Here is a 19,695-nt window from a genome sequence, read left to right on the forward strand (position 1 = left end):
CCCTCCGCGCCGCTTAGGCGGCGATCTTTTCGTGTTTTCCAATCAATTCACGCGCCAATGCCCGATAAGCAACCGCGCCTTGCGAATTAGGATCATAGTTCAGAACCGGCATCGCATAAGATGGTGCCTCGCTCACCCGGACATTTCGGGGAATCATCGTCTTGAAGACCAGGTCGCCAAGATTGTCGCGCGCATCCTTTTCGACCTGCTGCGACAAGTTGTTGCGACGATCATACATCGTCAGGATCACCCCTTCGATCCTGAGCTGAGGATTTGCCGCCTGCCGTACATCCCGAATGGTCAGCATCAATTGCGACAAGCCTTCCAGCGCGAAGAATTCGCTTTGCAAAGGCACCAGAACCGAATGTGCCGCCACCATCGCGTTGACCGTCAACAAGTTGAGCGACGGAGGACAATCAATCAAGATATAGTCCCACCCGAATTCGTCCATCGCTGACTGCCGCAAGGCATCATGCAAGAGAAAACTGCGCTTTTCATTTGCCATCAGTTCAATATCGGCCGAACTCAGGTCTATTGTCGCCGGAACAATGGAAAGCCCGTCGATGTCCGTCGGATGAATGACATCTTCCAGCGGAACGTCCTCGACCAGAAGCTCGTAAGTGGTCATTTCCCGATCTTCAGGCTCGATCCCCAAACCTGTCGAAGCATTCCCTTGCGGGTCGATATCCACCACAAGGACGCGTTTTCCGCATTCAACCAAAGCAGCGGCCAAATTGATTGCAGTGGTTGTTTTCCCCACCCCGCCTTTCTGGTTGGCGACAGCGATGATTTTCGGCCCCTCCGGGCGGGACAGATCAGACACGCGACACTCCTTCGATTTTCAAGATCACCGCATCGGGCTCAGTCCTACTGGTAATAGGCTCCGCCGAAAAATTCCATCTCAGCCGCGCTTGCTCGCATTCTTTTCCCCAGGAAATTCCCTTGGGGAACAACGCAACGCCGTTTTTCTTCAAATGCCGTTCCGCAAACCCCAACAATGTGTCCAGATCTGCCAGGGCACGGGCAGACAGAATATCCGCGTCTTGAGGCTCTACCGTCTCGATTCGCTCAGACAGCACCTCAAGCTTTACTCCGCACTCCCGCGCTGCCGTTCGCAAAAAAGCTGATTTCCGCTGATCGCTTTCAACCAAGGTGATCGTGAGTTCCGGAGCTTCCTCAGCGGCAAGGATACCCACGATAACCCCGGGAAATCCGCCACCGCTTCCCAGATCGACCCAATGTCCATTGGGTTTCACACAGCGAAAGACCTGAACCGAATCGATGATGTGCCGTGTCCATAGCTGTTCCAGGCTGGCGCGGGACACCAGATTGATCCGAGGATTCCATTTTTTGAGGATCTCGGCAAAATGCTCGAGGCGGCTCAATGTTTCACGTGAAACATCCAACTCTGCCAGAAGGGCATCGTCCGCACTCATGCTGATTTCACCTGAACATCCCGGCGGATTCGGGTCAGCAGCAATGCCAATGCCGCTGGCGTCATCCCGTCAACACGCGCCGCCTGAGCCAGATTTTCCGGTCGAGCACGCGAAAGCTTCAATTTCAGTTCGTTCGACAGGCCATCCATCACCGAATAATCAAACCCTGCTGGAATGACACGTTCTTCATCCCGCCGCAGCGCCTGAATATCCTTTTCCTGGCGAGAGATATAGTTCGCGTAAAGTGCTTCCCGTTCAAGCTGCTGCCGCATCTCGAGATCGACCGAAGAAAGCTCAGGGTCCAGCCCGAGAATGTCATCGAACCCAACATCTGGAAATGCCAGTATTTCCATCGCGGTCCTTCGAGTCCCGTCCTGGTTCACCCGAATTCCAGCCTCTGCCACCTGCTTGGGTGTATAGCTATCACCGATCATCCGCGCGCGTGCAGTATCCAGACGGTCCATCTTATCCAGAAAGGCAGATCTGCGCTGTTCATCCACACATCCGATCTCAATCGCCAACGGCGTCAGCCGCTGATCGGCGTTATCCGCACGCAGCGAAAGCCGGAATTCAGCGCGCGAGGTAAACATACGATAGGGCTCTGCGACACCGCGCGTGGTGAGATCGTCAATCATCACACCGATATAGCTGTCTGAACGTCGGAAGGTAATCGGCGCCCTCCCCTGCGCGGACAGCGCAGCATTCAGCCCAGCCACCAGCCCCTGCGCGGCGGCCTCCTCATATCCTGTGGTTCCATTAATTTGCCCCGCAAGATATAGTCCTGGTACGTTCTTGACTTCGAGCTGCAGGCTCAAGGCGCGCGGATCGACGAAATCATATTCTATGGCATATCCAGGCTGCAGAATCGTGGTCTTTTCCAAGCCAAAGATCGAATGAACATAGGATTCCTGCACATCGACCGGAAGAGAGGTCGAGATCCCGTTGGGATAGACCGTGTGATCGTTAATCCCCTCCGGCTCCAGAAAGATTTGATGTGAACTTTTGTCCGCAAAACGCACGATCTTGTCTTCGATCGACGGGCAATATCGCGGCCCGACCCCTTCGATGTGGCCGCCATACATCGCGGAACGCTTCAGGTTTTTCTGAATGATCTCATGAGTTTGCGGATTTGTATGGGTAATCCCGCAGGAAATCTGAGGTGCCTCTACCCGTTTCGACAGGAAAGAGAACAACACCGGATCGTTATCCCCGGGCTGGCTGTCGAGCGCATCCCAGTTGATGGTCCGTCCATCCAGCCGCGGCGGCGTGCCGGTTTTCAATCTCCCCAGGGGAAGATCAAAGGAATCGATCCGCTCGGCCAGTTTAACCGATGGCTTATCCCCCATCCGCCCGCCGGGGCGTTGCACATCCCCAATATGGATAACACCACGCAGAAATGTACCTGTCGTCAGGACCACGGCAGCGGCGCGAATCTCTGAGCCATCGGAGAGCACCACACCAGAAACGCGATCTCCCTGCATCAGAAAATCGACAGCTTCACCTTCGACAATCTCGAGCGCCGGGCGCGCCTCGCATTCCGCCAACATCGCCGCGCGATAGAGCGCGCGATCAGCCTGGGCTCGCGGCCCTTGAACGGCCGGCCCCTTGCGTCGATTCAGCAAGCGAAACTGGATTCCAGCCTTGTCGGCGACGCGACCCATCACGCCATCCATCGCGTCGATTTCGCGTACCAGGTGGCCTTTTCCAAGACCGCCGATGGCCGGATTGCATGACATTACGCCGATGCCGTCACGGCGCAGGGTTACGAGCGCGGTTCGGGCCCTCAGCCGCGCAGCAGCGTGAGCCGCCTCAGCGCCTGCATGGCCACCCCCGATGACAACCACATCCATGTCCGAATGTTTCACGTGAAACACTCCTCACTTGCCCAAGCAAAAACTGGCGAAGATCTCGTCCAGAAGATTTTCAACGTCGATCCGCCCGACAAGAGATTCCAGGGCACGAATCGCATTTCTCAACTCTTCTGCCGCGATATCATACATCTCGGGGCCCTGTTCAAGAATAGCGCGGGCGGAATGAAGACCGGCCAAAGCCCGCTCCATCGCCGCCTTGTGCCGATCCCGCGTTGCGATCCCTGCCGAAGAGGACCGCACAGCCAGAACTGTTTCAATCTGCTGAACCAACCAATCCAGCCCTTCCCCCGTCCGGCCGGACACCGCGTTCGTCTTGTCCGTCCGCTGGTCAGCCTTCGGGTGAACGATAATATCCCCCTCGCGTGCTTCGACCTCAAGCGTTTCTCCAACTTCGACAAGAAACACTCTCAAGTCCGCGGCCTCCGCACGCCGACGGGCCAGAGCAATCCCAAGCCCCTCCACCGCATCCCCGGTCTCTCGCAATCCAGCGGTATCCAGCAAGGTCACAGGCAGACCGGCCAGGTCCATCCGAACTTCGATGACATCGCGGGTCGTACCAGCGTGTTCAGAGGTAATCGCCGCATCACGCCCCGCAAGAGCATTCAGCAGCGTCGACTTCCCGGCGTTCGGGCGCCCAACGATCGCAACTTCGAATCCTTCTCGAATCCGCTCAGCCATCCGCACACCCGAGATCTGCCCTCTCAGGTCCACTTCAACGCGATCAAGAAGGTCCCGAACCTCCGGGGTGACATCCGTCGGAACCTCTTCATCCGCAAAGTCGATGACCGCCTCGATCAGCGCTGCGGCGCGAATCAAATCGCGGCGCCAACGTTCGGCCAAATCTCCGAGAGCGCCCTGCAAAAGCGCATGCGCCTGCTTGCGCTGCGCCTCAGTTTCGGCGTCGATCAGATCGGCGAGCCCTTCAACCTGCGCCAGGTCGAGCTTTCCGTTTTCCAATGCCCGCCGGGTGAATTCCCCAGGCTCAGCCAGACGCAGCCCCCCGATCCGTCCCAAAGCCGACAAGATCGCGGATACGCCGGCCATGCTACCATGAACCTGAAGCTCAACAACATCCTCACCGGTGAAACTGGCCGGAGCCGAGAAGGTCAAGATCATCCCTTCATCCAGCGGCGCGCCATTCTCGTCACGAAGCGATCGCAACGTCATACCACGCGCAGGCAGATCTTCTCCGGCCAGCCGTGCTGCCGCCATATGCGACAACGGGCCGGAAATGCGAATGACAGCCACGCCGGCCTTTCCCCGGGCCGTGGCCAAAGCGAAGATCGTGTCCATCCTCGGGCTCCGCGCGGAAATCCCGCGCTCAGGTGTTCATGGAATCGAAGAATTCGGTGTTGCTCTTGGTCTGCTTCAGTTTCGACAGCAGGAATTCGATCGCATCGGTCGTCCCCATCGGATTGAGGATGCGACGCAGCACGAATGTTTTCTGCAGATCCACCTTGTCGACCAGCAGATCCTCTTTTCGGGTACCGGACTTGAGGATGTCGATCGCCGGGAAGACCCGCTTATCGGCAATCTTGCGATCCAGAACGATTTCGCTGTTACCGGTGCCCTTGAATTCTTCGAAAATCACCTCATCCATCCGGCTACCGGTGTCGATCAGCGCCGTCGCGATGATGGTAAGCGATCCGCCTTCTTCGATATTCCGTGCCGCCCCGAAGAAGCGTTTCGGCCGTTGCAGAGCATTCGCATCCACACCGCCGGTCAACACCTTACCAGAGGATGGCACCACGGTGTTGAAGGCACGGCCAAGTCTTGTGATCGAATCAAGGAGAATAACAACATCTCGCTTATGCTCGACCAGGCGTTTGGCCTTTTCGATGACCATTTCAGACACAGCAACGTGCCGCGTCGCCGGTTCATCGAAGGTCGAGGACACGACCTCCCCCTTCACGTTGCGCTGCATGTCGGTGACTTCTTCCGGCCGTTCGTCGATCAGAAGAACGATCAGATAGCATTCTGGATGGTTCCGTTCGATCGAATGGGCGATGTTTTGCAACAGAACCGTCTTACCGGTCCGCGGCGGCGCCACGATCAGCGACCGTTGCCCTTTCCCGATCGGCGCCACCAGGTCGATGATCCGGGCGGACCGGTCCTTGAGCGTCGGGTCCTCGATCTCCATCTTGAGCCGCTCGTCTGGATAAAGCGGGGTCAGGTTGTCGAAAGCGATCTTGTGACGGGCCTTTTCCGGCTCTTCAAAGTTGATCTTGGTGACATTCGTCAGCGCAAAATAGCGTTCGTTGTCGTTCGGCGCCTTGATCTGGCCTTCGACGGTGTCGCCTGTTCGCAGCGAATACTGCCGGATCATGTCCGGGCTGACATAGATATCGTCCGGACCCGGCAGATAGTTGGCCTCGGGCGAGCGCAGAAATCCGAATCCGTCCTGCAGCACCTCGAGAACACCATCGCCGCCGACTTCCCAGCCTTCGTCCGCCAGTTCGCGGAGAATCTGGAACATCATCTCGCCCTTACGCATGGTCGAGGCGTTCTCGATCTCCAGCTCCTCCGCCATGGCGAGGAGATCCTTGGGACTTTTGGCTTTGAGATCGGCGAGATTCAGGGATTCAACTGTCATGATGGTATGGCCCTTGGTCCCCTGGAAAATAAGGGGCGGTGATCAACAACTTCAGGAAGGCACAGCGCCCGGACGGGCATGTTGGGCGCGTTCATAGTGAAGCGCTGCCCGTGAGTCAAATGTTCCGAACGCCGGTTGCTAAAATCGGACGATGACCGAAAGCACGATCACCACCATCAGCAGCGTCGGAACTTCGTTCATCATGCGATAGCGACGGCCTGTCAGGCTGTTTTCTCCATTGCGAAAGGCCTGAACCTGCCGGCCAAGCCAGAAATGAAACCCCGTCATCGCGATGACCGAGGCGCCCTTGGTCCAGGGCCAGACCCAACTCCAGTCCACGATGCCCGGCGTCGCCACCAAAAGAAGACCGCAGGCCCATGTAACATAGAGCGATGGCCGCATGATGTAGCGGTAAAGCTTGTATTCCATGGTCAGGAAGATGTCAGGGGCGCCGTTCACCTTCTCAGCCTGCTCCACGTGGTACACGAAAAGCCGCGGAAGATAGAAAATCCCTGCCATCCAGGTGATCACCGCCATGACATGGAAGGCCTTGATCCATGGGTAGAGCGCAAACAGCAGATCAGTGATGGCATCGGGCATCTTGTCGGTCCCTCCTGGGCTGGGGTCTTCCTAATAAAAAGAAAGAAAAGAAAAAAGGATGATGATTTTGTAGGGAGTCCCAGATCCGGTGGATTATTGATCTGTACCGTCACTTATCCACCTTGGGGACAGAAAACGCGGATCTGCGGTGTGATTCTCGGGATGTCATGAAACATCCATATATTTCAGTAAGATGGCGATCTTAAGATTTGTTAACTACTGTGGATAACTCAGGGACAAAAGCGTAGAACCCAATCTATCCCGAGGATCCGGGTTATCCTTATCCAACGGGGAGGACTCAGGCAGATCTGCCGTGAAAGACGACAGTTTTCCCCGGGGGTTGCGCCGGGGGGCAGATATCCTAGAAAACGCCCCTGCATCATACGTGCTTCTTTCACCGAGTTATCCACATGCCTGTCTCTCTCGTGCTTGCTTCCGGTTCAGAAATCCGGGCCCAATTGTTGCGAAACGCCGGTCTTGAGGTCGCCGTTGTCCCACCACGCGTCGATGAAGATGCTGTAAAACAGGCGCTTTTGGCCGAAGCCGCCCCGCCCCGGGACGTGGCTGACGCCCTGGCAGAGATGAAGGCGCGCAAGATCAGCGAAAAGATGCCAGGGGCGCTGGTCTTGGGCTGTGATCAGGTGCTGGAATTCGACGGCCAACTTGTGTCCAAGCCCGAAACGCCGGAACAGGCGCTGGCGCAGCTCAGGGCGATGCGGGGCAAGCGGCACAAATTGCTGTCGGCCGCAGTGCTTTGCCGCGATGGAAAACCGGACTGGCGCCATGTCGGTCAGGTGCGGCTGACAATGCGGGACAGTTCGGACGCCTATCTTCAAGATTATGTCGCGCGGAACTGGGACAGCATTCGCCACGCCGTCGGTGGCTATAAGCTGGAAGAAGAAGGTGTGCGGCTTTTCACCGTGATCGACGGGGATTACTTTACCGTTCTGGGTATGCCACTGTTGGAACTTCTCAACTACCTGACGCTTCGGGGGGAAATCGAATCGTGACGCCAAGCCGTATTCCGCTGGCCGGGGTGATCGGCAGCCCGATTGCCCATTCCAAATCTCCACTTCTGCATGGTCACTGGCTCAAGACCTATGGGATCGCAGGTCATTACATCCCGATGGAGGTGGCGGCCGACGATCTGGAGACCGTGTTGCGCACCCTGCCCAAGATGGGGTTCGTCGGGTGCAACATTACCATTCCTCACAAGGAAAGGGCGCTGACACTGGCCGATCAGGTCACCGATCGCGCCACGCTGATCGGGGCAGCCAACACGCTGACTTTTGGCGCTGAGGGCAAGATCATCGCTGATAACACCGACGGTTACGGCTTCATGGAAAACCTGCGCCGTGGTGCGCCCGGCTGGGACCCCAAGGCCGGGCCGGCGGCCGTGCTTGGCGCTGGCGGCGCTGCGCGGGCGGTGATCTGTGCGCTGCTCGATGCCGGGGTGCCTGAGGTTCTGATCAGCAACCGCACCCGCACCCGCGCCGATCAACTGCGCGAGGATTTCGGTGCCCGTCTGCGGGTGGTCGATTGGGTGCAGGCCGGAAATATCATCGCTGAGGCCAGGCTGGTGGTGAACACCACCTCTCTCGGGATGTTGGGCAAGCCCGAACTTCGGGTGCCGCTCGATGGGATAGACAAGCATACTGTTGTAACGGACCTTGTATATAACCCTTTGAAAACGCATCTTCTTCAAGCCGCCGATGCGGCCGGTGCGACAACGGTCGACGGGCTTGGCATGTTGCTTTGGCAGGCTGTGCCCGGGTTCGAGCGCTGGTTCGGACAGAAGCCCGAGGTTGACGAGGCCACCCGCGAGGCGGTGCTGGGATGAGCTTTTCTCTGGGCCTGACCGGTTCGATCGGGATGGGAAAGAGCACCACGGCGAAGATGTTCGTCGAGGAGGGATGTGCGCTTTGGGATGCCGATGCGGCGGTTCACCGCCTCTATGACGTTGGTGGTGCCGCAGTCGAACCGATGCGCGCGGTCTTCCCCGAGGCGGTGATTGGCGACAGCGTCGACCGCGCGGCGCTGAAGCGGATCATCATGGAACGTCCCGAAGCGCTGAAGACCATCGAATCCATCGTTCACCCTCTGGTGGCCGAGGATCGCGCCGCCTTCCGTCAGGCCTCCACGGCGGATATCGTCGTTTTCGACATCCCCTTGTTGTTCGAAGGTGGCGGCGAAGCCCATATGGACGCCACCGTCACCGTGACCGCCCCGGCCCATATCCAGGAGGCCCGGGTGATGGATCGGGGCACGATGAGCCGGGAACATTTCCACCATATCCGTTCGAAACAGATGCCGGACCATGAAAAACGCGCACGGGCCCACTATGTCGTGGAGACCGACACGCTGGAGCATGCCCGGGTCCAGGTTCATGACATCGTGACGGATATCCGCAGGAGGATCGCTCATGCGTGAAATCGTACTCGATACCGAAACCACCGGCTTCGACCCTTTCTCTGGCGACAGGATCGTCGAAATCGGCGCGGTCGAGCTACACAACCATGTGGTGACCGGCAAGACCTACCACCAATATATCAACCCACAGCGCGACATGCCTGAAGATGCCTTTCGCGTCCACGGGCTGAGCGAGGAGTTTTTGCGCGACAAGCCGCTTTTCGCGGAAGTTGGTCAGGCGTTTCTCGATTTCGTCGGTGATGCCAAGCTGGTGATCCATAACGCCAGCTTCGACATGAAATTCCTGAATGCCGAACTGAAGTGGATGGGATTGCCCGAACTGCCCTGGGAACAGGCGATCGACACCCTTGCCATTGCGCGCAAGAAATTTCCCGGTGCGCAGGTCTCGCTCGATGCGCTGTGCCGGCGCTACGGGATCGACAATTCTGCCCGGACCCTGCACGGCGCCTTGCTCGACTCCGAAATCCTCGCCGATGTCTATCTGGAACTGATCGGCGGTCGGCAGCCGGATTTCGCGCTGAATGTGATAGAGACCCGGGGGGCTGCCAGTGCCGAAAACGATTGGCGTCCGAAACCGCGCCCGACAGCGCTGCCGTCGCGGCTGAGCGCCGAGGAAAACGCCGCGCATGAGGCGTTTTTGGACAAATTGGGTGATAATCCGCTCTGGCGCCGGGCCTGAACGCGAAAAAGGCGCCATGACGGCGCCTTTTGTATGGCTTTCAGGGCCTCTGGGGCGAAACGCCCCATGCCGTGAGGATTACGCGTCTGCCGGTTGTTCGCCGTTGGCGGCCTGACGCCGCGCTAGTTCGTTGCGATAGATCGCGACAAAGTCGATGTTGTCCAGGTTCAGCGGCGGGTAACCGCCATCGCGGGTCACGTCGCTGACGATCCGGCGCAGGAACGGGAACAGTTGGCGCGGGCATTCGATCAGCAGGAAGGGGTGCAGTTGGTCTTCCGGCACGCCTTGAACGAAGAAGACGCCGACATATTCGATCTCGAGCAGGAAGAGCACATCGCTCATTCCCTTGGCCTTGGATTCGACCTTCAGCTTGATGACAACTTCATATTGGTCATCTGCCTGCCGTTTCTTGGCATCGAGATTGACCTGAACGCTGACATCGGGCTGCACTTCGCCAGCCGCGCCGCGTTGCGCCATCACATTTTCAAAGGACAGGTCGCGGACGTATTGTCCCAGGATCCGCATCTGGACCTGGGGCGCCTGTTGCGGCTGCGGGTTTGCGCCGTTTTCGGACATGGGGGATCTCCCTGACATCGGTTTGCCGATTGCTTACCAGCTTGCTCGGCGCATCTCAATGCTGCGGACCCGGTTAACTCCGGCGCTGATCGGGCCCTTCGACCCAACCCGACGGCGGTGTCTTTCGCGGTTGGGAGCCGGGCTTCACCTCGGTGAAGTCGCCGTCGATCACATCACCCTGCGGTCCGAATGGGTCGTGGGCCCCACTACCCTGCGGGCCGGCGCGGTACATGGTCGCGCCCCCCATCTGAAACTGTGCCACGCTCACCCGGGATCGGGCGAACCGAAACACTGCCCGCCGAACCGGCGGGATCAGCAGGGCAAAGCCCATCGCATCGGTGAAAAATCCCGGCGTTAGCAGCAGAACGCCGGCGACCAGGATCATCGCGCCATGCGCCAGCGGCTCGGTCGGATCGTCGAGCCGCTGGAAAGACCCGCGCAATTGGCCCATTGCCAACCGTCCCTGGCTGCGCATCAGCCAACTCCCCAGCACTGCCGTGAAGATGACGATTGCCAGTGTCGGCCACAGCCCGATCAACCCGCCCACCTGGATGAACAGGGCGATTTCGATGATCGGCACGGCCAGAAAGGCCAGAAACAGGTACATTCAGCGGCTCCTTTCGCATGTCCGGAACAGTGGACTAACCCCTGCCCCTCACCTACATAGGGTCCAACGGCTTGCCTTACAAAGCCCAACGCCTGACACGAGGACCAAATGAATTCACCTTTGATCCAGCTTCTGGTGCTTGCCGGCATCGCGATTTTCCTGATCCTGCGGCTGAAAAACGTGTTGGGGACACGTGATGGCTTTGAAAAGCCGAAGGCGCCGCAGCAGCCCGAAGCCAAAATAGACCGCCCGGATTTCGAAGTGATCGAAGGCGGCCCGGATCGCGATATCACCGATCATGTCGACGACGGCACCCCCCAGGCCGAAGCCCTGAGCGCAATGAAACGGGTGGAGCCCGGGTTTTCGGTATCCGAATTTGTCCAGGGCGCGCGTGGTGCCTATGAGATGATCCTGATGGCCTACGAACACGGCACGCTTGACGATATCCAGGCCTATCTCGCCCCCGATGTGTATCAGAGCTTTGTCGATGGTCTGGCCGCGCGCGAGGATCAGGGTCTGAGCATCGAGGCGGAATTCATCGGCGTGCGCGAAACCGCGATTGCCGATGTCCGTTTCGAGAAGGACACCAACCGGGCGGAGATCACCATGCGCTTTGTCGGAGAGCTGACCTCGGTCGTGCGGGACCGCAGCGGCGAGATCGTCGAGGGCAGCCCGACCTCGGTCAAGCGGCAAAAGGACAGCTGGACCTTCGCCCGCACCATGGGCAGCTCCGATCCGAACTGGCTGCTTGTCGCCACGGATCTATGATCCGTGCGCTCTGCCTGGCCGGTGCTCTGGTGATGGCAGCGGATGTCACCTGCGCGGCCGAGGCGGAGCCGAGTCACGAAGTCCTGCGGTTCGATGAACTGGACGGATGGGCTGAAGACGATCACGCTGCGGCGCTGTCGGTGTTTCTGGAAACCTGTCCGGACATGGACGATTCGGACTGGCACAGCCTTTGCGCGCTGGGACAGCAGCAGAAGCCCGAAAGCGCGCGGGCATTTTTCGAACTGTTCTTTCGACCGGTTCTGATCACCGACGGGCGAGACCCATTGTTCACCGGCTATTTCGAGCCGGAACTGGAGGGGTCGCGGGTTGCCACACCACGGTTCCGCTATCCGCTCTACCGGATGCCGCCGGAGGCCAGGAACCAGGCGCCCTGGCTGAGCAGGCGCGAAATCCTGACATCGGGGCTGATGGAGAACCGTGGCCTGGAAATCGCCTGGGTCGATGATCCGGTTGAATTGTTCTTTCTGCAAATTCAGGGATCTGGCCGGATTCATCTGCAGGACGGAAGCTCGCTGCGGGTCGGTTACGGCGGGTCGAACGGGCAACAATATCGTTCGATCGGGGTGGAAATGGTGCGCCGCGGGATTTATGCCGCGCATCAGGTCAGTGCCCAGGTGATCCGCAGTTGGGTGCGCCGCAATCCCGAGGCCGGGCTAGAGCTTCTTTATCATAATCCATCCTATGTTTTCTTCCGCGAGATCAGCCATGTTAGCGATCATTTGGGGCCTTTGGGCGCGATGAATCGGCCGATCACCCCCCTGCGTAGCATTGCGGTGGACCCCGCCTATGTGAGACTGGGCGCGCCTGTCTGGCTCGAGACCGAGGGCGAGGCGCGGATCCGCCGGCTGATGGTCGCGCAGGATACCGGATCGGCGATCAAGGGAGCGCAGCGGGCGGATGTTTTCTTTGGCACCGGCGAAGGCGCTGGCCAGATCGCCGGACGAATGCGCGATCCTGGGCGGATGCTGGTGCTGATGCCGATCCAGCGCGCCTATGCGCTGCTGCCCGATGGGGGCGCGTGATGGCGCGCCGTCGCAAGGTATCGGGCGAGGAGCTTGAACTCTGGCGCCGGGTTGCCGCACGGGCGGAGCGGTTGCACCCTGCGCCCAAGTCCGAGCCGGCGCCGCTGCTGCAAAAGCCGCAACCAAAGCCCACGCCCCCGATTGAGGAGCCGTTTTCCTTCGAACCGTTCCGGATGGGCCAGACCGCAGCGGGATTGCCCGGACGTCACGATCTGAAACCGGCGCTGCATGATCGCATTTCAGGGCAGCCCGTGCGGATGGACCGCAAGGCCTTTACCCGGATGAAGCGCGGCAAGCTGGTGCCGGATGCCCGGATTGATCTGCACGGCATGCGTCTGGATCGGGCACATCCGGCGCTGACACGGTTCATCCTGCAATCGCATGCCGCGGATCACCGGCTGGTTCTGGTGATCACCGGCAAGGGCAAACGCGCCAAGGACGATGGCCCGATCCCAACCCCGCGCGGGGTGCTCAAGCATAATGTGCCGCAATGGCTGGCGATGCCGCCCCTGTCGCAAGTGGTGTTGCAGGTGGCCCAGGCCCATATCAGCCATGGCGGTGAAGGCGCCTATTATGTTTATCTGCGCCGTAACCGCTGATCCTGAAAGGAACCGCCCGAGGCATGGGTTCCATTTGTGCCTTGGCTGGTTCGGACCGCTGGGATATTCCTAAGGGCCATGACCCAAAATCCAGCCCCTGATCCTTACGGTGCGCTTGTTGAGCGTCTCGACCTCCCGGCTCTGAAAGCAGGTCCGCTAAGCGGGATGCGATTCACGGCGAAGGATAATATAGATATCGCCGGGCATCGAACCGGCTATGGCAGCCCGGCCTGGCGCGATACCCATCCGGCGCCGGTACACAATGCGCTTTGCGTTGATCAGCTTCTGGCCGCGGGAGCGCGATGTGTCGGCAAGGCCGTGGCGGACGAGCTGACTTATAGCCTCGACGGGGAAAATCAGTTCTTTGGCACACCGCGCAATGCCCGCGCGCCTGATCGGATCCCCGGTGGTTCCTCAAGTGGGTCGGCGGCTTCTGTCGGCAACGGGTTGGCTGATTTCTCGATCGGTACGGATTCAGGCGGGTCTGTGCGGGTCCCGGCAAGCCTGTGTGGAATTTGGGGGATGCGCCCGTCTCTTCACCGGATTTCCGAGGCAGGCGTGTTGCCCTTCATGCCGGGTGTCAGCACGGTGGGCATTCTGGCATCCGAGTTTGGACAGCTTGACGCCGTGGCGCGCGTGCTGTTGCGCAGCCCGACGAAACCGGTGGCGCCGCTGCGTCGCTTTCTGGTGTTGACCGATGGGGTCGAAATCGCGGATCAGGCTGTACAGGTGCAGGTCTATGCGGCGCTGGACGCGATCTCGCGCCGAACAGGCATTCAGGCAGAGCCGATCCGCTTTGCGCAGCTTGTTGGTGAAGACATCCCATTAAGCGATTGCAACTTGAGGGCGCTGCGTGATCTGCAGACAGCGGAGTTTCAAAGCACGCTTGGCAATTGGGTCGAAACTGCCCGGCCCGGGTTGGGGGCGGCTTTGTCCATGGCCTATGGCAATGTGCGCGATTTCGATCGGATCGGGGCGCTTGACAGTCTGACGCGCTGCGAATGGTTGTTCGATCGGATCAATGCGGCGCTGCCCGAGGGAACGGTTATCTGCTTTCCCACCACCCCTTGCATTGCTCCTCTGAAAGGATCGCTGACAACGCTCGACGCGGTGACGGCTTTTTATACACCGACGATGACGCTGACGGCGTTTTCCGGCGTCGCCCGCCTGCCCGAGATCTCGGTCCCTCTGTTGACGGTCCAGGGATGTCCTGTCGGGTTGTCCTTTGCTGCAGGGCACTATCAGGATGAATTCCTGCTGGCGGCATTGCCAGAGATTCTTGCGCCCGGGAGGTGCTGATTACGATGCCAAGGGGCCCGGTAACAGGCGCCGTTGGCGATGGCCTCACATCTTGTGGATCAGCAGATCCGGCGACAGGATCATCTGGGTGGCGTTGCGTACCGACAGGACGGTGCCGGGCAACAGGCCGGACCGCCCGGCGCGGTCACCCTGAAAGGCGACGTCCAAGGTCTTGCTGTCGGAGAGCAGCGAAATCAGCGCCGGTGAGGTGCCGACGGTGAAATGGCTGTTGCTGGCGTTGAACTGGCTGACGTCGATGATCGTGACGGGGAAATCCCCCAAGGCGGTCGGATCCGTCAGATTGCCCAGCCGCGCCCCTGCCCCGTTGATCCGTGCCGACAGCGCCAGCGCCTTGTCGCGGCTGGATGTGAAGATGGCGAAGGGCTGCGGCAGCCCGGCGATGCGCTTGGCCTGCATGCGGAAGACTTCGATATCCAGATCTGGCGAAATCAGGATGATGCCGCCAAGCGCCTGTTTGCTCCAGCCCGGGCGGGCGATTTCGATCTGACGCAGGGTTTCCATCAGCAACATGGTGCCCAGCGAATGCGCCGCCACCACGATGCGCCGCGCCCCGACGGCGCGCAGATCATAAAGAAGCTGTTCCAGCCCATCGCGCGCGAACAGGACGCTGTCGCGATCATAGGTATAGCCTAGCGGGTGGGTCGCGCTCGGCCAGGAGAAATGCACTGCCGTCGCCGGCACGTCGAAATCGTGCATGATCTGCGCGGTACGGAAAACACCATCGAAAAAGCTGTTGTTATAGCCGTGGATATAGAGAACGATTTCACGCCTGTCGGGGGGCGACTGGCGCAGCTTCCGGCTCAGTGCAGCGCGAAAGGCCTGGCGTCCGGCGATATCCTGCCGGGCGGCGATGGTGAAATCCTTCTGGGGGTCGGGATGGTCAAAGCCGTTTTCAATTCGCCCCTTCCTGTGCCCGGGCGGGATCGACACATCGAGCGACAGATACCGGGTTTCCTCGGATCGGGCCGGGCTGAACCATCCGGTCGGGTCGGGTTTGCGCTGGGTCGCGACGAAGATCGGCTCAATGGCGCCGATCCCTTCCGAGGCTGGCACGATCGGCGCATGAAAACGGTCGTTGCAGGCAGAGACCCCGGTCGCTGCCATCAGCATGATCATCCGCCTGCGATTCACGTTCTCGCGCCTCTGCCTGTGTGGTCTCTGCCGCCGGTCTACACGATAGCGGCAGAGAGGGGAGCGTCTAGAGCACGTAACGGCTGAGATCGGCGGATTTCGCCAGTTCGCCCAGGTTCTTCTCGACGAAGTCGGCATTTACCGTCACCGCGTCGCCCGAGCGATCGGGCGCGGTGAAGGATAGCTCCTCGAACACCCGTTCCATCACGGTATAGAGCCTGCGGGCGCCGATGTTTTCGACCGACTGATTCACCTCCGCCGCGATGCGGGCCAGAGCGTGAATCCCGTCTTCGGTAAAGTCGACAGTGACCTCCTCGGTGCCCATCAGTGCGGTATACTGCCGGGTCAGCGCATTGTCGGTCTCGGTCAGGATGCGCACGAAATCCTCTTCGGTCAGCGCCTGCAGCTCCACCCGGATCGGTAGACGTCCCTGCAGTTCGGGCAGCAGATCCGAGGGTTTCGCGATATGAAAGGCGCCCGAGGCGATGAACAGGATATGGTCGGTTTTCACCGGTCCGTGCTTGGTGCTGACGGTGGTGCCCTCGATCAGCGGCAGCAGGTCGCGCTGCACCCCTTCACGTGAAACATCGCCGCCACGGGTATCGGCGCGGGCACAGACCTTGTCGATCTCATCGAGAAAGACGATGCCGTTCTGTTCGACCGATTCCAGCGCGGCACGGGTCACCGCCTCGTCATCCAGAAGCTTGTCAGCCTCTTCGCCAATCAGCACCTCATAGCTGTCGGCCACCGTCATCTTCTTGCGGGTGGTACGCCCGCCCAGGGCCTTGCCGAAGATATCGCCCAGGTTCAGCATGCCCATCTGGCCGCCAGGCTGGCCGGGAATGTCGAACATCGGCATCGGGTTCGAGGTATCGGCAACCTCCAGCTCGATCTCGGTATCGTCGAGCTCGCCTGCCTTCAGCTTCTTGCGGAACATCTCGCGCGTGCCCTCGCGGGCGTGTTCGCCTGCAAGCGCCTCGATGACCCGATCTTCGGCCGCTTGCTGGGCGCGGGCCTTGACCTCGTCTCGCATCCATTCGCGGGTCTGGATAATGGCGCTGTCGACCAGATCGCGCACGATCTGCTCGACGTCGCGACCGACATAGCCGACCTCGGTGAACTTGGTCGCCTCGACCTTGATGAAGGGCGCGCGGGCCAGTTTCGCCAGCCGCCGGCTGATCTCGGTCTTGCCGACACCGGTGGGCCCGATCATCAGGATGTTCTTGGGATAGACCTCTTCCCTGAGGTCGTCGGAAAGCTGCTTGCGCCGCCAGCGGTTGCGCAGCGCCACGGCCACGGCGCGCTTAGCGTCCTGCTGGCCGATGATGAAACGGTCCAGCTCGGACACGATCTCGCGGGGGGTCAGGTTGGTCATTTCGATCCTCTTGGCCTCTGGGGCGGGGCCCAAAATTCTTCGAAGAATTTCGATAAGAAACTTCGAAGTTTCTTACCCATTAATCGTTTCGACGATCACGTTTCCATTGGTGAAAACGCAGATATCGGAGGCAATGGACATTGCTTTGCGGGCGATCTCTTCGGCGGTCAGATCGCTGTCCATCAGCGCCCGTGCCGCGGCGAGCGCATAGTTGCCACCCGAGCCGATCGCTGCCACGTCATGTTCGGGTTCCAGCACGTCGCCGGCGCCGGTGATGACATAGAGATCCTTGCCATCGGTTACGATCAACATCGCTTCCAGCTTTTGCAGGTATTTGTCGGTCCGCCAGTCCTTGGCCAGTTCCACCGCCGCGCGGGCCAGTTGCCCCGGTGTGGCCTCAAGCTTGGCCTCCAGCCGTTCCAGCAGGGTGAAGGCATCGGCGGTCGAGCCGGCAAAACCCGCGACCACCTGATAGCCGCCGGGATGCAGGCGGCGAACCTTGCGGGCGGTTCCCTTGATCACTGTATTGCCCAGCGATACCTGGCCGTCGCCCGCGACCACCACCTGATCGCCCTTGCGGACCCCGATGATGGTGGTGCCGTGCCAGCCCGGAAAGCTATCTGTGCTCATCTGTGCCTCCTGATCATTGGGCAACTATATGGACGGCGCATTCGCTCGGCACAAGGGCGGCCCGGGTTTCGTCGCTTGTGGCCGATACGCCGCTCGCCTAGCGTGACGAATATGAGCGGACGGAGACATGCGACATTCTATCTGGAGGACGGGCTGCGCCAGAGCGCTGAGGCCGGGCGACACAATTTCCTGTCGTTGATATCTGAAGTTCTTGGAAAATCAGGGTTTTCAGTTTCCTATCGCCCGGACAGCGAGGTGGAGCGCGCGGTCTCGGCCAACCGCGACGGCTATGCAATCTTTCATATGGCCGAGCCAACGCACGACCGTGCGGTGACGCTGCGCCGGGTCTATCATTACCCATTCTGGGCGATCGAGCGCAGCGCTCGCCGCTGGGAATGGGAGGTCGCCCGCAGCCGCTTCGATCCCGAAGCGGTGCCAAAGCCCGAGGCGCGCCGGTTCTATCGCTTCTGGCGCAAGCGGCTGTTCGGAGACCGGCCCGATCGGGCCGGTCGCGAGGGGTTCGTCTATGTCCCGCTGCAGGGCCGTCTGCTTGAGCAACGTTCATTCCAAAGCTGCGCGCCGGTCGACATGCTGTGCGCTGTTCTGGCGGCGGAGCACCGCCCGGTGGTGGCGGCGCTGCATCCGAAGGAAGTCTATTCCGAGGAAGAACGGCGTGTGCTGGACGATCTGGCCCACGACCATCCCCGGCTTGAGATCCGCCTGGGCGGGATGGAGCCATTGTTGCAGGGCTGCGATTATGTGGTGACCGAGAATTCCTCTGCCGCCTTCAACGGCTATTTCTTCGGCAAGCCGGCGGTGCTGTTCGCGCGCTCCGACTTTTCCCATATCGCGCTTGATGCCACGCGGATGGGGGCGGATGCCGCGTTAGCCGCCGCGCCGGCGCATCGCCCGGATTATGCCGCCTATCTGCATTGGTTCTGGCAGCAGATGTCGATCAACGCTGGCCGGCCCGAGGCCGGGGAGAAGATCGCGGCGCGGCTACGGGCCGCGGGCTGGCCGGTCTGATCCTCTGACTGGCCCGCGGAATGGACGGTTTCAGGGGATTTTCATGCCGTTTGGCCCGGATCTGTCCCGGTGGATCGCTTGACAGCGGGATCGACATTCGGCCAAACCCAGGCATCCATCTGCCTCGGAAAACGGAACGACCTCCATGACCACCAGAAAGCGCATCGTTCTCTCCAGTGATCACGCCGCCATTGACCTGCGTCAGGCCATCGCGGCGCATATCGCCAACCAGGGGTGGGAGGTGGTCGATATCGGCCCGACGACGCCGGAAAGCACGCATTACCCCAAGCACGGCGAAGCGGCGGCGCAGCGTGTCGCCTCGGGCGATTGCGCGCTGGGTATCATCCTGTGCGGCACCGGCCAGGGCATCATGATGGCGGCGAACAAGGTCAAGGGTATCCGCTGCGGCGTTTGCTCTGACAGCTTCTCGGCCCGGATGATCCGCCAGCACAACAATGCCAACATGTTGTCACTTGGTGCCCGTGTGGTGGGCGAAGGCCTGGCGCTGGATATCGTCGACGCCTTCCTGAATGCCGAATTCGAAGGCGGCCGGCATGCCACGCGGGTCGACATGATCGCGGATATCGAGAGCTGAGGCTTTCATCCCCGAACGGCGGAACAGCCTGTTTTGCAATGAAAAAGGGGTGCCGTAAGGCACCCCTTTGACGTTCGATCGGCAGGCAGCCCGGCTCAGATCGACTCGTCGATCCAGCTTTGCAGCGAGGCTTTGGGCGCCGCGCCGGCCCGGTTCGAAATCACCTGGCCATCCTTGAAGATGAACAGTGCCGGAATACCGCGCACGCCCAGCGAGGCGGCGAGGTTCGGGTTTTCATCGACGTCGATCTTGGCGACCTTGATCTTGCCGTCGTATTCTTTGGCCAGTTCCTCCAGCGCCGGGGCAATCTGACGGCAGGGACCGCACCAGGCGGCCCAGAAGTCCACCACGACGGGGACATCGGATTGTTTTACTTCCTGCTCGAAAGTGGCGTCGGTAACGGCAACGGTGGACAT

22 protein-coding genes are annotated in these 19,695 nt (G+C 60.3%); 10 read left to right on the plus strand and 12 right to left on the minus strand.

Annotated elements, in window-relative coordinates:
- Positions 1-13 precede the first annotated feature (13 nt).
- The 6 genes from G455_RS0105375 to G455_RS0105400 form a co-directional block, all read right to left on the minus strand.
- Positions 14-823, minus strand: coding sequence for a ParA family protein (locus tag G455_RS0105375; RefSeq protein WP_028092752.1), 810 nt, complete (start codon positions 821-823; stop codon positions 14-16).
- On the minus strand, positions 816-1,436 hold the full coding sequence (rsmG, locus tag G455_RS0105380) for a 16S rRNA (guanine(527)-N(7))-methyltransferase RsmG (protein WP_028092753.1): 621 nt from the start codon (positions 1,434-1,436) through the stop codon (positions 816-818). Before rsmG ends, G455_RS0105375 begins: the two co-directional genes overlap by 8 nt.
- Entirely contained in the window at positions 1,433-3,301 is a 1,869-nt protein-coding gene (gene mnmG, locus G455_RS0105385) for a tRNA uridine-5-carboxymethylaminomethyl(34) synthesis enzyme MnmG (protein ID WP_028092754.1), read from the minus strand. Before mnmG ends, rsmG begins: the two co-directional genes overlap by 4 nt.
- Before the next feature lie 12 nt (positions 3,302-3,313).
- Complete coding sequence (mnmE, locus tag G455_RS0105390; protein ID WP_028092755.1) at positions 3,314-4,600, minus strand: tRNA uridine-5-carboxymethylaminomethyl(34) synthesis GTPase MnmE; 1,287 nt, start codon at positions 4,598-4,600, stop codon at positions 3,314-3,316.
- A gap of 28 nt (positions 4,601-4,628) precedes the next feature.
- Positions 4,629-5,900, minus strand: a complete 1,272-nt coding sequence (rho, locus tag G455_RS0105395; protein ID WP_028092756.1) for a transcription termination factor Rho — start codon at positions 5,898-5,900, stop codon at positions 4,629-4,631.
- A gap of 138 nt (positions 5,901-6,038) precedes the next feature.
- Positions 6,039-6,500 (minus strand): CopD family protein, encoded by a 462-nt coding sequence (locus tag G455_RS0105400; protein WP_035366211.1) that lies wholly within the window; start codon positions 6,498-6,500, stop codon positions 6,039-6,041.
- 410 nt (positions 6,501-6,910) lie between these two features.
- On the opposite strand from G455_RS0105400, the gene G455_RS0105405 reads away from it, so the two are divergent.
- The 4 genes from G455_RS0105405 to dnaQ are packed head-to-tail and all read left to right on the plus strand — an operon-like array spanning position 6,911 to position 9,609.
- A complete protein-coding gene (locus G455_RS0105405; RefSeq protein WP_028092758.1) occupies positions 6,911-7,510 on the plus strand; it encodes a Maf family protein in 600 nt (199 codons plus the stop codon).
- A complete protein-coding gene (locus G455_RS0105410; RefSeq protein ID WP_028092759.1) occupies positions 7,507-8,340 on the plus strand; it encodes a shikimate dehydrogenase in 834 nt (277 codons plus the stop codon). The genes G455_RS0105405 and G455_RS0105410 overlap by 4 nt, the downstream gene beginning before the upstream one ends.
- The gene (coaE, locus tag G455_RS0105415; RefSeq protein WP_028092760.1) at positions 8,337-8,930 is read left to right on the plus strand and encodes a dephospho-CoA kinase; all 594 of its coding nucleotides are present in this window, start codon (positions 8,337-8,339) and stop codon (positions 8,928-8,930) included. The genes G455_RS0105410 and coaE overlap by 4 nt, the downstream gene beginning before the upstream one ends.
- The gene (dnaQ, locus tag G455_RS0105420; RefSeq protein WP_028092761.1) at positions 8,923-9,609 is read left to right on the plus strand and encodes a DNA polymerase III subunit epsilon; all 687 of its coding nucleotides are present in this window, start codon (positions 8,923-8,925) and stop codon (positions 9,607-9,609) included. Before coaE ends, dnaQ begins: the two co-directional genes overlap by 8 nt.
- Positions 9,610-9,687: 78 nt before the next feature.
- Here the strand turns inward: dnaQ and secB are convergent, their stop codons facing one another.
- Together secB and G455_RS0105430 are read right to left on the minus strand one after the other, a co-directional pair.
- Complete coding sequence (secB, locus tag G455_RS0105425) at positions 9,688-10,185, minus strand: protein-export chaperone SecB (RefSeq protein WP_028092762.1); 498 nt, start codon at positions 10,183-10,185, stop codon at positions 9,688-9,690.
- Between the two features lie 73 nt (positions 10,186-10,258).
- Positions 10,259-10,792 (minus strand): FxsA family protein, encoded by a 534-nt coding sequence (locus G455_RS0105430; protein WP_028092763.1) that lies wholly within the window; start codon positions 10,790-10,792, stop codon positions 10,259-10,261.
- Positions 10,793-10,900: 108 nt separating this feature from the next.
- Here G455_RS0105430 and G455_RS0105435 point away from each other — a divergent pair, with 108 nt between their 5' ends.
- The 4 genes from G455_RS0105435 (at position 10,901) to G455_RS23390 (ending at position 14,501) form a co-directional block, all read left to right on the plus strand.
- The gene (locus G455_RS0105435) at positions 10,901-11,560 is read left to right on the plus strand and encodes a Tim44/TimA family putative adaptor protein (RefSeq protein ID WP_028092764.1); all 660 of its coding nucleotides are present in this window, start codon (positions 10,901-10,903) and stop codon (positions 11,558-11,560) included.
- Positions 11,557-12,603, plus strand: a complete 1,047-nt coding sequence (gene mltA / locus G455_RS0105440) for a murein transglycosylase A (protein WP_028092765.1) — start codon at positions 11,557-11,559, stop codon at positions 12,601-12,603. Before G455_RS0105435 ends, mltA begins: the two co-directional genes overlap by 4 nt.
- Positions 12,603-13,202 carry a Smr/MutS family protein gene (locus tag G455_RS0105445; protein WP_028092766.1) on the plus strand — a complete coding sequence of 200 codons (600 nt, stop codon included), beginning with the start codon at positions 12,603-12,605 and terminating at the stop codon, positions 13,200-13,202. The genes mltA and G455_RS0105445 overlap by 1 nt, the downstream gene beginning before the upstream one ends.
- Positions 13,203-13,280: 78 nt before the next feature.
- Positions 13,281-14,501, plus strand: a complete 1,221-nt coding sequence (locus G455_RS23390) for an amidase family protein (protein ID WP_035366214.1) — start codon at positions 13,281-13,283, stop codon at positions 14,499-14,501.
- Positions 14,502-14,546: 45 nt separating this feature from the next.
- Here the strand turns inward: G455_RS23390 and G455_RS0105455 are convergent, their stop codons facing one another.
- The 3 genes from G455_RS0105455 to hslV form a co-directional block, all read right to left on the minus strand.
- Positions 14,547-15,632 (minus strand): alpha/beta hydrolase, encoded by a 1,086-nt coding sequence (locus G455_RS0105455; protein ID WP_161629385.1) that lies wholly within the window; start codon positions 15,630-15,632, stop codon positions 14,547-14,549.
- An 88-nt stretch (positions 15,633-15,720) separates the two neighbouring features.
- Entirely contained in the window at positions 15,721-17,028 is a 1,308-nt protein-coding gene (gene hslU / locus G455_RS0105460) for an ATP-dependent protease ATPase subunit HslU (RefSeq protein ID WP_028092768.1), read from the minus strand.
- Positions 17,029-17,100: 72 nt separating this feature from the next.
- The gene (gene hslV / locus G455_RS0105465; protein WP_028092769.1) at positions 17,101-17,658 is read right to left on the minus strand and encodes an ATP-dependent protease subunit HslV; all 558 of its coding nucleotides are present in this window, start codon (positions 17,656-17,658) and stop codon (positions 17,101-17,103) included.
- A gap of 111 nt (positions 17,659-17,769) precedes the next feature.
- Between hslV and G455_RS0105470 the strand changes: the two genes are divergently transcribed.
- Both G455_RS0105470 and rpiB read left to right on the plus strand, forming a co-directional pair.
- Positions 17,770-18,684, plus strand: a complete 915-nt coding sequence (locus tag G455_RS0105470; RefSeq protein WP_028092770.1) for a hypothetical protein — start codon at positions 17,770-17,772, stop codon at positions 18,682-18,684.
- 145 nt (positions 18,685-18,829) lie between these two features.
- Entirely contained in the window at positions 18,830-19,279 is a 450-nt protein-coding gene (rpiB, locus tag G455_RS0105475) for a ribose 5-phosphate isomerase B (protein WP_028092771.1), read from the plus strand.
- A gap of 95 nt (positions 19,280-19,374) precedes the next feature.
- Here the strand turns inward: rpiB and trxA are convergent, their stop codons facing one another.
- On the minus strand, positions 19,375-19,695 hold the full coding sequence (gene trxA / locus G455_RS0105480) for a thioredoxin (RefSeq protein WP_028092772.1): 321 nt from the start codon (positions 19,693-19,695) through the stop codon (positions 19,375-19,377).

The sequence above is a fragment of the Pseudodonghicola xiamenensis DSM 18339 genome (genome assembly GCF_000429365.1).
GTDB classification, from domain to species: Bacteria; Pseudomonadota; Alphaproteobacteria; order Rhodobacterales; family Rhodobacteraceae; genus Pseudodonghicola; species Pseudodonghicola xiamenensis.